The 13,144-nt window shown below is 59.2% G+C and carries 10 protein-coding genes; 8 read left to right on the top strand and 2 right to left on the bottom strand.

Annotated elements, in window-relative coordinates; genetic code table 11:
• The first annotated feature begins 74 nt into the window (after positions 1-74).
• The 6 genes from WFO70_RS00870 to ypdK all read left to right on the top strand — a co-directional run bounded on the left by WFO70_RS00870 (position 75) and on the right by ypdK (position 7,868).
• Positions 75-968 (top strand): alpha/beta hydrolase family protein, encoded by an 894-nt coding sequence (locus WFO70_RS00870; RefSeq protein WP_337014113.1) that lies wholly within the window; start codon positions 75-77, stop codon positions 966-968.
• Between the two features lie 10 nt (positions 969-978).
• Positions 979-4,338: a CapA family protein gene (locus WFO70_RS00865; protein ID WP_337014111.1), complete on the top strand. Its 3,360-nt coding sequence runs from the start codon at positions 979-981 to the stop codon at positions 4,336-4,338.
• A gap of 156 nt (positions 4,339-4,494) precedes the next feature.
• The gene (locus WFO70_RS00860; RefSeq protein ID WP_337014109.1) at positions 4,495-4,833 is read left to right on the top strand and encodes a hypothetical protein; all 339 of its coding nucleotides are present in this window, start codon (positions 4,495-4,497) and stop codon (positions 4,831-4,833) included.
• Positions 4,830-6,275, top strand: a complete 1,446-nt coding sequence (locus tag WFO70_RS00855; protein WP_337014108.1) for a hypothetical protein — start codon at positions 4,830-4,832, stop codon at positions 6,273-6,275. The genes WFO70_RS00860 and WFO70_RS00855 overlap by 4 nt, the downstream gene beginning before the upstream one ends.
• Positions 6,276-6,513: 238 nt before the next feature.
• A complete protein-coding gene (gene lpxP / locus WFO70_RS00850; protein WP_337016549.1) occupies positions 6,514-7,434 on the top strand; it encodes a kdo(2)-lipid IV(A) palmitoleoyltransferase in 921 nt (306 codons plus the stop codon).
• A 353-nt stretch (positions 7,435-7,787) separates the two neighbouring features.
• Entirely contained in the window at positions 7,788-7,868 is an 81-nt protein-coding gene (ypdK, locus tag WFO70_RS22445; protein WP_353620503.1) for a membrane protein YpdK, read from the top strand.
• Between the two features lie 55 nt (positions 7,869-7,923).
• Here ypdK and alaC read toward each other — a convergent pair whose 3' ends face one another.
• On the bottom strand, positions 7,924-9,165 hold the full coding sequence (gene alaC, locus WFO70_RS00845) for an alanine transaminase (protein ID WP_337014106.1): 1,242 nt from the start codon (positions 9,163-9,165) through the stop codon (positions 7,924-7,926).
• Positions 9,166-9,551: 386 nt separating this feature from the next.
• On the opposite strand from alaC, the gene WFO70_RS00840 reads away from it, so the two are divergent.
• Positions 9,552-11,249, top strand: coding sequence for a sensor histidine kinase (locus tag WFO70_RS00840; RefSeq protein WP_337014104.1), 1,698 nt, complete (start codon positions 9,552-9,554; stop codon positions 11,247-11,249).
• A gap of 12 nt (positions 11,250-11,261) precedes the next feature.
• Positions 11,262-11,999, top strand: coding sequence for a LytR/AlgR family response regulator transcription factor (locus WFO70_RS00835; protein ID WP_337014102.1), 738 nt, complete (start codon positions 11,262-11,264; stop codon positions 11,997-11,999).
• Positions 12,000-12,039: 40 nt separating this feature from the next.
• Here WFO70_RS00835 and glk read toward each other — a convergent pair whose 3' ends face one another.
• Complete coding sequence (gene glk / locus WFO70_RS00830; RefSeq protein WP_333848712.1) at positions 12,040-13,005, bottom strand: glucokinase; 966 nt, start codon at positions 13,003-13,005, stop codon at positions 12,040-12,042.
• Positions 13,006-13,144: the final 139 nt, after the last annotated feature.

Here is a 13,144-nt window from a genome sequence, read left to right as displayed (position 1 = left end):
TCTTAGACGATGATAACATTATGTATGACAAGTTGTGTATTCTGTATGTCTATAGTTTCCCCCGGGGCGATGTTGTGAGTCGATGGTGTACGTTATGGGTTCTGCTGCTGATAAGCGTTTTCGCTCAGGCTGAGACCCCGCTGCTGTGGAATCAACCGGCCAGCCGACACCACTGCCCGACCAGCAACGACGCCGTCTGGGTACAGTACCCGAACGGCGAGGCCTGTATGCGCTACTTCAGCGCGGGCACGCTGCGCGACGCCCCGCTGGCGCTGATAGTATTGAAAGGCGACCGGGTCTCACAGATTAAGCGATCCCCCGACGCCATCCCCGGCAATACCGCCGACGCCCAGCGCCATCAAGCCAGGGCCATGCTGCGCCAGACCGGCCTGCCGACAATTATTATCGCCCGTCCCGGCACCTACGGCTCCAGCGGCAATCACTACCGTCGCCGCCAGGCGGAAGAGTTTCAGGCGATCGCCGCCGCCCTCGACGCCATCAAAGCCCGCTACGGCATTCAGCGCTTTATCCTCAGCGGACACAGCGGCGGCGCGACTGCGGCCTCGGCGCTGCTGACCACCGGCCGCCGGGATATCGACTGCGCGGTGCTGACCTCCGGTGCCTGGGGGCTACTGGAACGGGCGCAGCGCCTGCGCCAGCAGCGTAATGAGCTCCCCGCCCCCGCGCTGGACGGCACCGGACTGCCTCACCCCTGGGATCCTCTCGACCATATCGCCGGGATCGCTGCCGATCCCCTGCGGTTGATCCTGGTGATCGGCAACCCGCAGGATCGCAATACGCCGTTCGATCTGCAGGCGCGCTTTGCCACTGCGCTGCGCGAGCATGGCCACCGGGTGATGCTGCTCGAGCGCCCCGCCGCTCCGCCGGAGTACCACGATCTGCTGGGTAATGCCGCCATCAACGCCATTCAGCGTTGTCCGCAGCGCGGGCATACCTCAACCCCCTAAGGACATAACCATGAGCCAGACATCGCCCCGCCAATACCCTGCTGACGCACCGGGATGGACGGCCGCCGACCTCGAAAAGCTGCCGGGTAGTGTCTGGCATAATCGCCCGCAGGCTGACTGGCGTGCCGGGGACATTGCCATTATGCACGACAATACGCCCTTCTCTCTCCCCTGCCTGTTTGTCGCTATCGACCCCGATACCTGGCGGCAGGGGTCCGGCAATACCGGGATTTACGCTGGCTGGACCGATACCCATCTGTCACTTTCGCGTCACGCCTCGCGTTACTGCGGAGCAATCGTCCAGCGACGCCTTGAGGATCTGCCTCCTGACTTCCCGCAACTGGTCATCGGCAACAGCTATCAGGCGCTGCAGTGGCTGGCGGAAGAGGCGCGGCGGCGGCTGGACGGCAAACTGGTGGCGATCACCGGTACGGTAGGAAAAACCACCACCAAAGAGATGCTGGAATGCATTCTTGCCCCCCATAAGTCGGTGCTGGCGAGCCGCGGTAACCATAATACCCGCACGGGGGCCTCGGTTACGCTGGCGCGGGCGGTCGGTAACCCGCAGGCGGTGGTGATGGAGGTGGCGATCTCGGCCCTGTGGATGCGCAACGGCGGGATCGGCCCGCGGATCAAACCGCATATCGTTATCGTAACCGAAACCGGCATAACCCAGGTGGGCAAGAGCGTCACCTCCGTGGAAGACGTGGCACGCTTTAAAGCGCGCATCAGCCACGGTTTGATACCGGGCGGCTACGCCATTTTAAACCGCGATATGACCGGGTATGACATCGTGGCGGAGAGCGTTACCCGCGATGGTGCCCGCATCATCAGTTATGGATTCGACCCCGCGGCGGACGTGCCCATCACGGCCTTTACCCCGGATGAGGGCGGGAGCCGGATTACCCTCGCTTTTCGCAATCAGATCCTGAATTACCGGCTGGCGGTGCCCGGCAAGGGCGCTGCGCTCAACTCGGTGGCATCCCTGATTGCCGCCAGCCTGCTGGGGATAAGCGTGGAGCAGATCGTCGCCAGCCTCGAAGCCTGGCGTGGCGACGGGCAGCATATGGGCATGACCGCGCTGCCGCTGCCGGGCGGCGGGGCCATCACCCTGATTGATGACAGCTACAACGCCGAATACCTGTCGATGCTCAACGCCTTTGAGGTGGCGGCCCAGCGCGCCCGGACCGACGGTGGCCGGGTCGTGGCCCTGCTCGGGCGGATCGTTAATCTCGGCGAACAGGCCGGAGCGATCCACCGCGCGCTGGCGGAACCCCTGCTGGCGGCGAGCTGCCAGCGGGCATTTCTGCACGGTGAGGAGATGCTGGCTCTGCACGATGCCCTGCCGGAGGATGTGCGCGGCGGCTACTTTCTCACCGCAGAGGCGCTGGTGGAGGCCGCCGCGCCCGCGTTGCGCGACGGCGATATCGTGCTGGTCAAAGGCAGTGCGCGCAATTCCGACTTTAAGCGGGTCGTCGGCCTGCTGAAAACCCGGCTCGCCTCGCCCCCTGCCCTCGGGAAGGGGCAAACTGCCCGCCTGCTGATCAACCTCTCTACCGGCGAACAGCGGGTCTCTGAGCTGAGCGACAGCACCTTTGCGCCGGGCTATCTCAGCCAGCTAATGCTGACCGTCTGCGTGGCGGAGCGTCTGCTGGCGAAAAACATCACCCTCGAAACCCCGGTTAAGGTACGCGAGATCGCCGCTACCGTCCTGGAGGGCAACCCGGCGCTCGGCCTGCCGCGAGGCAGCACAGTTACCGTTAAATCGCTGGTGCAGGGGATGCTGATCAATAACGCCTGCGATGCCGCCATTCACCTCGCGGAGCGGCTGGCGGGCAGCAGCGCAGAGGCGCTGCAACAGCTCCGGGCGCTGAGCGCCACTCTGGGGATGCGCCATACCCATCTCAATACCGTCTCAGGCCGCCCTCGCCCCGGACAGCGGACCACGCTGGGGGACATCGCCCGGCTGGTGCGCCATTTCCACCAGCGCTACCCGCACCTGCTGCCGTGGCTGGGAGAGCATGAGGCGGTCATCGGCGAGCGGGTGTACCGCAAGAGCAGCAACCTGCACAGCGACGGCAGCGCCTGGGGGCAATTCGGTACGGGGAAGTGGGGCGTGGCGCTGCAGTGGATTGCTGGCGAGCTGTGGCTGGCCTGCGCCGCCGGGGCCGATGACGCTTTTCATCTCGACTATCTGCTGGATGCCCTGCTGGCCCGGACCGAAGGCAGACCGACCGCGGCGGAGCCCGTCACACGGCAGATCGACAAGCCAGCCGCCACCCTCACCCTGCTGGGCGACACCTATTTTGGCGAGTGGTACACCCGCAGGCGACAGGCGCGCGGAATTGATGACGCCCTCCAGCGCTACGGCTACGACCACAGCTTCGCGGCGATCGCCCCGCTGCTGCGCGGCAGCGACTTTACCCTCGCCAACGTCGAAGCGGCCCTGACCACCGACCTTAGCGCCAGCCTGGAGGGTCGAAAGCCGTTCTGTCTGACCGGGGATCCGGCCGCCTCGGTTGCCGCCCTGCGTAAGCAGGGTATCGATGCGGTGGCGTTGGGCAACAATCACGCCATGGATGCCGGATTACCGGGTCTGCACAGCACCCTGGCGGCGTTTCACGAGAGCGGGATCGCCTGCATCGGAGCCGGTCTCAATGCCCGGCAGTCGCATGCCCCGCTGGTGCTGACGGTGGGCGACAGGCAGTACAAGATTTTCAGCGCCTACTGGTATCGACGCTACATGGAACAGGAGTGCGCCTTCTACGCCCGCCCACGCCGCGCGGGCGTCGCCTGCCTGAGCGGCGGGCTGATTGAACAGCTGCGTCAGGAGAAAGCGAGTCCCCGTCCGGCCACCACCATCGTGCTGGCCCACTGGGGGCTGGACTACCGCTGGACCACCGCCGGACAGCGGGCGCTGGCGAAACGGCTGAGCGAGGCCGGAGCCGACCTGATCGTCGGGTCCGGGCCGCATATGGTTGGCGACGCCGCCCGGCTGGGGGAGAGCCTGGTGGTCTACAGCATCGGTAACGCCGTATTTAACAGTAACGGCGAGTATCAGGCGCGCGGCATGCCCGCCTACGGTTTTGTTGTCCGCCTGCTGCTCGGTCACCCGGTGCCGCAGATCCAGCTCCTGCCGATTTTTACCGACAATAAGCGCACCTTCTGGCAGCCGCGCCCGGTTAACGAGGCTGAGTTTGCCGATCTGATCGCCCAGCTGAAATCCCAGGGCATGGTGATTGACGAGAGCGGCGCGGGCTGGCGCGCCGTCAGCGTGGAGGGCGAATGCAGGCTGGTGATGGCACTGGATGACCGCTTTGGTCTCATGCCCCCGGACGAGGAGCGGGGAAGGAATACGACAAAATCATGAGGAGTGAATGTTGGTGGTGAATACATACTGACCTTGTCGCCGCCCAAACGGAGCGGCGCACAGGGGGATTTTCAGGCGAGATAACTGCCGGAATGAGAATTCCCGATTACAGTTAAGGAGACACCCCTCGCTGTGATACAGGGTCAGGACAAACTGATGAGCGTGCCACTGCAAAAGCTTATGCTGTTAATGCTACTCCTGGGCGTCAGCGGGTGTTCTTCCCATGACAATGCCGCCACCCGGGGGCGACCGGTGCAAAAATATTATCGCCCCGGGTACGTTCAGCCCCCGGCGATGCCCGTCCAGCGCGTGCAGGAGCCGTACATAGCCGCGCCAGAAGAGGCGCCGCCGCCGGTGAAAGCGAAAAAACGGCCGCAGGTTCAGGCTGCGGAACAACGTCAGCCAGGGGCGGTTCCCGTGCTGGATAATTCGTTGCCCGAGCAGATCTGGCAACCGGCGATAACCCGCCAGACGAGTCTGGAGCTGAAATCATGACCGAACGCGTCATCGGTGAACTGGGCAGCCGTCCGGCGATTAAGCGCCCGACGCTGCCGCTCTGGCAGAACGGCCTGGTGATTATCATCACTCTCACCTACCTCATCTGCGAGCTGGCCTTCAACTCGCGCCTGCTGGATCTGGTGGGAAGCCTCTCCACCCCTGACGAAATCCACAGCATGGAACGCTATGGGCGGGCGTTAACCGCCATCGCCGCGGCTCTGCTGGTACTACAGCTGGTGCTGGCGGGCAACGCCCGGCTGAAAAGACGCGGCATCGATTTTCCCCCGCTGTACGTGGCAAGCATGGTGTTTTCGCTCTGCCTGCTGACCGGAGTGGTGACCTGGCAGACGGTGGAGCGGGTAATTGAGCAGCAGGTCGCGCAAAGTACCGGCGAATTCCGGCAGAAGTCGCTGCTGGCGCAGCTCTACCAGCAATCCTTAATCGACGGACAGCAGACGCTGGAAGGTATCCCGCTGGATCCCGACGGCGGACAGCGGCAGACCTGGACCAGCCCCTCGGGGAAAGCGTTTCTGGCGATGCTGCCGCTGCTGATGAGTTCCGTCAGCCGCTATCACGCGCTGCTCGAGCGCGAGGCGGCGCAGAACCTGCGTGATAGCATCAGCGTGCAGGAAGGGGGGATCCTCGGCTATTACAAAGCCTGGCTGGCGGCGCGTGCGGAAATTTATCAGGACTATCTCCACTACGCCCAGGTTTCACAGAAAGAGACGCGTTATCACGGGGAGGTCATCCCTGCCCGACTCGACTGGGAGGCATTTTTCATGCTGGAGGGAGTGCAGACCACGCTGCGTGACAGGCTGTCCCTCCCCCGCCAGAGCACGATTCGTCCTGAATACCCCAAAGATGACGCCCTGAAACAGTTTGCGCTGGCGCTACAGGCTCCCCATCTTGATTACGCCGTGCAACAGCAGCTCCCGCGCCTGCAGGGCGCGCTGGCGAGCTACGGCCCGGGAGGCGTAAATGAAAAACGGGGAGAGGATGCGGCGCGGGCGGTACTTGTGCCGCCGATTGCGCTGATGTTCTCGCTGCTCGGCGCCCTCACCCATCTGGCAAAACTGCTCTATCTGCTGCTGCTCCCCCTGAGCGCGGCCCTGCTCTATATCACCTCGTGGCGTCCGGTTCGCCTGCTTAACCGCCATCCGCTGACCTTCCCGGTGCTGCTAATTTGCCTCCTGCTGGGGATGTTCAGCGTGATGAATAACGGCATCACGGCCTCACCGGCTTATCACGCCTTGCGCCAGGGTTTACAGGGGGCGGACGTGGCGATTACCGGGGAGCCGTCGGCGCTGAGCGGCGGTACGCTGTTGCGGGTCATTCATGCGGTGAGCATCGGGCAAAGTTACAGCTATCCGCTCAACCACGCCCTACGCCAGAATCTGTTGATGGGCTTTGATTTTGGCTATGAAACGCGTGAAAAATAAGGTCTTTTCATGGACAATAAACAGGCCTGTTTATTGCTGTATTTTTATGCACAAAGTAGTGATAGCCGTTAAGATATATTCAGTGCTACATTACGCCGCCCAACGGCAATTCGCATTATCAGACCAGTCGACCTGTACGGTAACAGCCCGGAACCATTACTATAAATACGGGTCATATAATCAGTACGGCGCATCGCCCGTCTGACGCTACCAACACACTCTTCATAAAGGTTGTTTTATCTTGTCTCAATGCAAATTCACCCTCGCCCTTTTACACCCGCGTTACTGGTTTACGTGGTTTGGTCTGGGTGTCCTGTGGCTGCTCGTACAACTTCCCTACCCGGCACTGCTCTGGCTGGGTGCCACCCTCGGTAGCCTCTCGCGTCGTTTCCTGAAACGCCGGGAATCCATCGGCCGCAGAAACCTCGAGCTCTGTTTCCCGGCCTTGTCGCCTGAAGAGCGCGAACATCTGATCGCTGAAAACTTCAAATCCATCGGCATGGCGTTACTGGAAACAGGAATGGCCTGGTTCTGGCCGGACGAACGGGTGCGCAAGTGGTTCGATGTGGAAGGTCTGGAAAATTTACAGCGCGCGCAGGCCAAAAACCGCGGCGTGATGGTGATCGGCGTGCACTTTATGTCGCTGGAGCTGGGCGGCCGCGTGATGGGGCTTTGCCAGCCGATGATGGCAACTTATCGACCGCACAACAGCGCGCTGATGGAGTGGGTGCAGACCCGCGGTCGTATGCGTTCCAATAAGGCGATGATCAGCCGTAATAATTTACGCGGGCTGGTCAGCGCCCTGAAAAAAGGGGAAGCGGTATGGTTTGCCCCCGACCAGGATTACGGCCGCAACGGCAGCAGCTTCGCCCCGTTCTTCGCGGTGAAAGATGTCGCCACCACCAACGGGACATTTGTGATTTCCCGCCTGTCCAAAGCCGCGATGCTGACCGTGACGATGGTGAGAAAAACCGATAACAGCGGTTATCGCCTGTTTATCATGCCGGAACTGGAAAACTATCCGCAGGAAGAAGTCGCCGCGGCGGCTTACATCAATCGGGTGATCGAGAGCGAGATCATGCGTGCGCCGGAGCAGTATCTGTGGGTGCATCGCCGTTTCAAAACCCGTCCGGAAGGCGAGTCATCCCTCTATAGCTAACTCTCCGCTAAAGGTTAGCTTCCTGATGAAACTAACCTTTTCAATCACCTGTAATCACGCCGGTTTATCTTTAGCAGGCTATGTTGCTCAGGGGCAATTTATTACCCGATGAAATTAAACTGTCGCCGTTCCACGACACTCGTAAGTCGTGGAAATTATTTAAAAAAATGCCTCTTGTCACCCCTAAAATTTAAGCGTACATTAGCGCCGTCTGGCAGCCTGAAAGCACAGAATTCTGAGCTGGAGTTGACGCCATAACGGGGATAATTCTCATTTCCGCCCTGGCCTGACTTCATCTCTCTATAATCAGTTGGACTCTGTTTTTTTATGCGTATCACGAAATACGCGGAGCGATGAACGTGAAATATTTCTTGATGGGTTTTTCAGTGATTTTGTTCGCCTGGGTCGGTACGTTTGCCCTGATGATGAACTGAGCAAAGAAAATGCAGTCAAAAAAACAGGCGCCCCGGCGCCTGTTTTTTTTGGTGCTTACTGCCCGGCCTGCTCTGGCGAGGTTTTTGTCGTCTGCGGCAACAGCCCGTCGGCACGGAACATACTTTTGATGCCCCTCACCGCCTGACGAATACGGTCGCTGTTCTCAATCAGCGCGAAACGCACGTGCGTATCGCCGTACTCACCAAAGCCTACGCCCGGTGAAACGCAGACTTTCGCGTCCTGCAGCAGCTTTTTGGCAAACTCCAGCGAACCCATTCCGGCGTAGGCGTCAGGGATTTTTGCCCAGACGTACATCGAGGCTTTCGGCAGTTCAACCATCCAGCCCGCTTCATGCAGCCCTTTGACCAGCACATCGCGACGGCGTTTGTACTGAGCAGCGATATCCTTCACGCACTGCTGATCCCCTTCGAGGGCAGCAATGGCCGCCACCTGCAGCGGGGTAAAGGTGCCGTAGTCGTGATAGCTTTTAATGCGCGCCAGGGCGTTTACCAGCGTCTTGTTGCCGACCATAAAGCCGATACGCCAGCCCGCCATGTTGTAGCTTTTCGACAGGGTGAAGAACTCTACCGCCACGTCGCGCGCACCCGGGACCTGCATAATCGACGGCGCTTTCCAGCCGTCATAGACGATATCGGCGTAGGCCAGGTCATGGACCACCAGCACGTCGTAACGCTTCGCCAGGGCCACCACCTTTTCAAAGAAGTCGAGTTCGACACACTGGGCGGTTGGGTTGGAGGGGAAGCCGAGGATCATCATCTTCGGCTTCGGATAGCTTTCGCGAATAGCGCGTTCCAGCTCGTTGAAAAAGTCGACGCCCTCCACCAGCGGCACGGAGCGTACCTGCGCTCCGGCGATGACCGCGCCGTAGATATGGATCGGGTAGCTGGGGTTCGGCACCAGCACCGTATCGCCATGGTCCAGGGTCGCCAGCATCAGATGCGCCAGCCCCTCTTTCGAGCCGATGGTGACGATAGCTTCGCTCTCAGGATCGATATCAACCTGATAGCGGTCCTGATACCAGCGCGAGATGGCGCGGCGTAAACGCGGGATCCCTTTGGAGGTGGAGTAGCCATGCGTATCCGGGCGCTGGGCGACCGTGCAGAGTTTTTCCACGATATGCGGCGGTGTTGCGCCGTCCGGGTTGCCCATACTGAAATCAATAATGTCTTCGCCGCGCCGACGCGCAGCCATTTTCAGTTCAGCGGTAATATTAAATACATACGGGGGAAGACGATCGATACGCGAAAAACGGCGTTCAGGACTGGAGTCAGCCATAAATTCCTCAGATTACGTTAGCGCCCGGACCCGTCCGAGCGACGTCGCCACGGTGTGTGGCGTGCTTAGAAAATAACCTGAAAAAAATCCGCTTGTCGAGAGGCAATAATAAAAAAAAACGTAGCGCTAAAACGGGAACACTGCTGCAGCTAAAACGGGAAGTGAAATGTAAAAGAGGCATCAATAATGCCTTTTTGTTAACACTTTAATATCAATACATTTACGACTTTCGGGTGGTCTTTTTTCCAGGCGCCCTGTTCAGGTCAACCTGAGACTATCCCCTTTGAAAAGTATGGTCTCTCCCCATTTCATAAAATTGACGGATAACTGGTCATTGGGCGTCAGGTTTTTTATCATGGTTGTTTCCCGTTTTCCCAGGTTCACCCGTGCACGAAATATTCAATATGCTGCTGGCGGTCTTCGATCGCGCGGCATTAATGCTGATTTGCCTCTTCTTCCTGATCCGGATCCGCCTGTTCCGCGAGCTGCTGCATAAATCAGCCCACTCGCCGCGAGAGCTGCTGGCGGTGACCGTCATCTTCTCGATGTTTGCCCTGTTCAGCACCTGGTCCGGGGTGCCGGTGGAAGGCTCCCTGGTCAACGTGCGCATAATTGCCGTGATGTCCGGCGGGATCCTGTTTGGCCCCTGGGTGGGGATCATCACCGGCGTCATCGCCGGGCTCCACCGTTACCTGATCGATATCGGCGGCGTGACGGCGGTTCCCTGCCTGATCACCTGCGTCATCGCGGGCGTGATGTCGGGCTGGATTAACCGTAAATTCCCCAAAAAGCAGCACTGGCGGGCGGGAATTATCGGTGGGATGGTCTGTGAAAGCATGACCATGATCCTGGTGGTGGCCTGGGCACCGACCGTCGAACTGGGACTGGATATTGTATCGAAAATCGGTATCCCAATGATCCTCGGCACCGTCTGCATCGGCTTTATCGTGCTGCTGGTGCAGAGCGTGGAGGGCGAAAAAGAGGCCAGTGCCGCGCGGCAGGCCAAGCTGGCGCTGGATATTGCCAATAAAACCCTGCCGCTGTTTCGCGATATTAATACCGAATCCCTGCGTCAGGTGTGCGACATCATCCGCAGCGATATCCACGCCGATGCCGTCGCCATTACCAATATTGACCGGGTGCTGGCCTACGTGGGCGTGGGCGAGCATAACTACCGGGATAATGACGATACCGTCAGCCCCACTACCCGCCAGGCCATCAGCGACGGCAAAATCATCATCAAAAATAACGACGAAGCTCACCGCACCCCGGAAATCCACTCCATGCTGGTGATCCCGCTGTGGGAAAAAGGGGTCGTCACCGGCACGCTAAAAATTTATTACTGCCACGCGCACCAGATCACCTCGTCCTTACAGGAGATGGCGGTCGGGCTGTCACAGATTATCTCTACCCAGCTGGAGGTGTCCCGTGCCGAGCAGCTGCGGGAGATGGCAAATAAAGCCGAGCTGCGCGCCCTGCAAAGTAAAATTAATCCCCATTTCCTGTTTAACGCCCTGAACGCCATCTCCTCGTCGATCCGGCTTAATCCGGACACCGCCCGTCAGCTGATCTTCAATCTGTCGCGCTACCTGCGCTATAACATTGAGCTGAAAGATGACGAGCAGATCGACATCAAAAAAGAGCTCTACCAGATTAAGGATTACATCGCCATCGAGCAGGCGCGGTTTGGCGATAAGCTCACCGTCATCTATGACATTGATGAGGAGGTGAACTGCGTGATCCCGAGCCTGCTGATCCAGCCGCTGGTGGAGAATGCCATTGTCCACGGCATTCAGCCGCGCAAGGGCAAGGGCGTGGTGACGATAAGCGTGGCGGAGTGCGGCAACCGCGTGCGGGTAGCAGTGCGCGACACCGGCCACGGGATCGATCCGAAGGTGATTGAACGGGTGGAGTCGAACGAGATGCCCGGCAATAAAATCGGCCTGCTGAATGTTCACCACCGCGTTAAGCTGCTCTACGGTGAAGGGCTACACATTCGCCGCCTCGAGCCGGGTACCGAGATCGCCTTTTATATTCCTAATGAACGCGCCGCCGTTCATGCGCAGACGTTGTTATTGCCGTAGAGAGAGTGACCCATGAAAGTCATCATTGTGGAAGATGAAATACTCGCGCAACAGGAGCTGAGCTGGCTGATCAAAGAGCACAGCCAGATGGAGATCGTCGGCACCTTTGAGGACGGGCTGGACGTGCTGAAATACCTTCAGCACAACAGAGTTGATGCCATTTTTCTGGATATCAATATTCCGTCGCTGGACGGGGTGCTGCTGGCGCAAAACATCAGCCAGTTCGCCACTAAGCCCTTTATCGTCTTTGTCACCGCCTGGAAAGAGCATGCGGTGGAGGCCTTTGAGCTGGAAGCCTTCGACTATATTCTGAAACCGTATCAGGAGTCGCGGATCGTCAGCATGCTGCAAAAGCTGGAGCAAGCCTGGCAGCATCAGTCTGGCACCGGGCAGGCCGCCGCCTCAACGGTCACGCGCGAAAACGACACCATTAATTTGATTAAAGACGAGCGCATCATTGTGACGCCGGTAGACGATATTTATTACGCCGAAGCGCATGAGAAGATGACCTTTGTCTATACCCGTCGCGAGTCGTTCGTCATGCCGATGAACATCACCGAATTTTGCAGCAAGCTGCCAACGAGCCATTTTTTCCGCTGTCACCGTTCGTTCTGCGTCAACCTGCACAAGATCCGCGAGATCGAGCCCTGGTTCAACAACACCTACATTTTGCGGCTAAAGGATCTGGATTTTCAGGTGCCGGTGAGTCGCAGCAAGGTGAAAGAGTTTCGCCAGCTGATGCACCTGTAAGGGAGATCCCCGGTGAACGGACGTTCACCGGGAGAAAGGGTTACAGTACCTGGCCCAGGGTCTGGCGCAGATGCGCCCCGGCGCCCAGCAGGCCCGGGTTGTCATGCACAATCAGGTACACCGGGATGTCCCGAACGTAGTCGCGGAAGCGGCCCTTGTCTTCGAAGCCGCCGCGGAAACCGGAGGATTTGAAGAACTCAAGGAAGCGCGGCACGATCCCACCCGCAATATAGACCCCGCCAAAGGTGCTCAGATTCAGCGCCAGGTTGCCGCCAAAACGCCCCATGATGACGCAGAACAGCGACAGCGCGCGACGGCAGTCGGTGCAGCTATCTTCCAGCGCGCGTTCGGTGACGTCTTTCGGCTGCAGGTTTTCCGGCAGACGGCCGTCGGACTTGACGATGGCCCGGTAGAGATTCACCAGCCCCGGGCCGGAGAGCACGCGCTCCGCCGAGACGTGGCCCAGCTCTGCTCGCAGCTCTTCAAGGATAATGCCCTCTTCTTCGCTGTTGGGCGCGAAATCCACGTGACCGCCTTCGCCTGGCAGGCTAATCCAGCGCTTGTCGACGTGCACCAGATGCGAGACGCCAAGACCGGTACCGGCGCCATAAACGGCGATCGGCTTACCTTCCACCGGCTGGGTGCCGCCGAACTGGATCAGATGCTCCGGCTTTAACATCGGGATCGCCATCGACACTGCCGTAAAGTCGTTAATAATTTCCAGATGCGCAAAGCCGAGGTTGGCTTTCATCTCCGCCGTGGAAAACGCCCAGGTGTGGTTGGTCATCGCCACCCAGTCACCGGTAATCGGGCAGGCAATGGCGATACTGCCATCCTCCACGCTGACATCATGCTCGGTCAGATAGACACGAACCACCGCTTCAAGGCTGGGATAATCCAGCCCGGAATAGGTTTTGGCGCGGGAGATCTCCCCCGTATTGACGTCACATAACGCCAGACGCGCGTTAGTGCCTCCTACATCACCTACCAAAGCATACTTTGTCATTCTTCTACTGCTCCGCTAAAGTCAAAATAACTCTTTGGCACACTCTAAATTCAAGGCCCGATAACAACAACGACCTGAATAAAAGCACCCCAGGATAGTCGATCTTCGTCACAGAATAACTTTACCGTTTCAGCACCAT

Source organism: Leclercia sp. AS011, assembly GCF_037152535.1.
In the GTDB taxonomy this organism is placed as follows: domain Bacteria; phylum Pseudomonadota; class Gammaproteobacteria; order Enterobacterales; family Enterobacteriaceae; genus Enterobacter.
This window is presented reverse-complemented; position numbering and strand designations above follow the sequence as displayed.

What these genes read in the sequence shown, in the direction of transcription:
- WFO70_RS00865 (WP_337014111.1), top strand. Translation starts at nt 979, where the DNA reads ATGAGCCAGACATCGCCCCGCCAATACCCTGCTGACGCACCGGGATGG.
- WFO70_RS00860 (WP_337014109.1), top strand. Translation starts at nt 4,495, where the DNA reads ATGAGCGTGCCACTGCAAAAGCTTATGCTGTTAATGCTACTCCTGGGC.
- WFO70_RS00855 (WP_337014108.1), top strand. Translation starts at nt 4,830, where the DNA reads ATGACCGAACGCGTCATCGGTGAACTGGGCAGCCGTCCGGCGATTAAG.
- ypdK (WP_353620503.1), top strand. Translation starts at nt 7,788, where the DNA reads ATGAACGTGAAATATTTCTTGATGGGTTTTTCAGTGATTTTGTTCGCC.
- alaC (WP_337014106.1), bottom strand. Translation starts at nt 9,165, where the DNA reads ATGGCTGACTCCAGTCCTGAACGCCGTTTTTCGCGTATCGATCGTCTT.
- WFO70_RS00835 (WP_337014102.1), top strand. Translation starts at nt 11,262, where the DNA reads ATGAAAGTCATCATTGTGGAAGATGAAATACTCGCGCAACAGGAGCTG.
- glk (WP_333848712.1), bottom strand. Translation starts at nt 13,005, where the DNA reads ATGACAAAGTATGCTTTGGTAGGTGATGTAGGAGGCACTAACGCGCGT.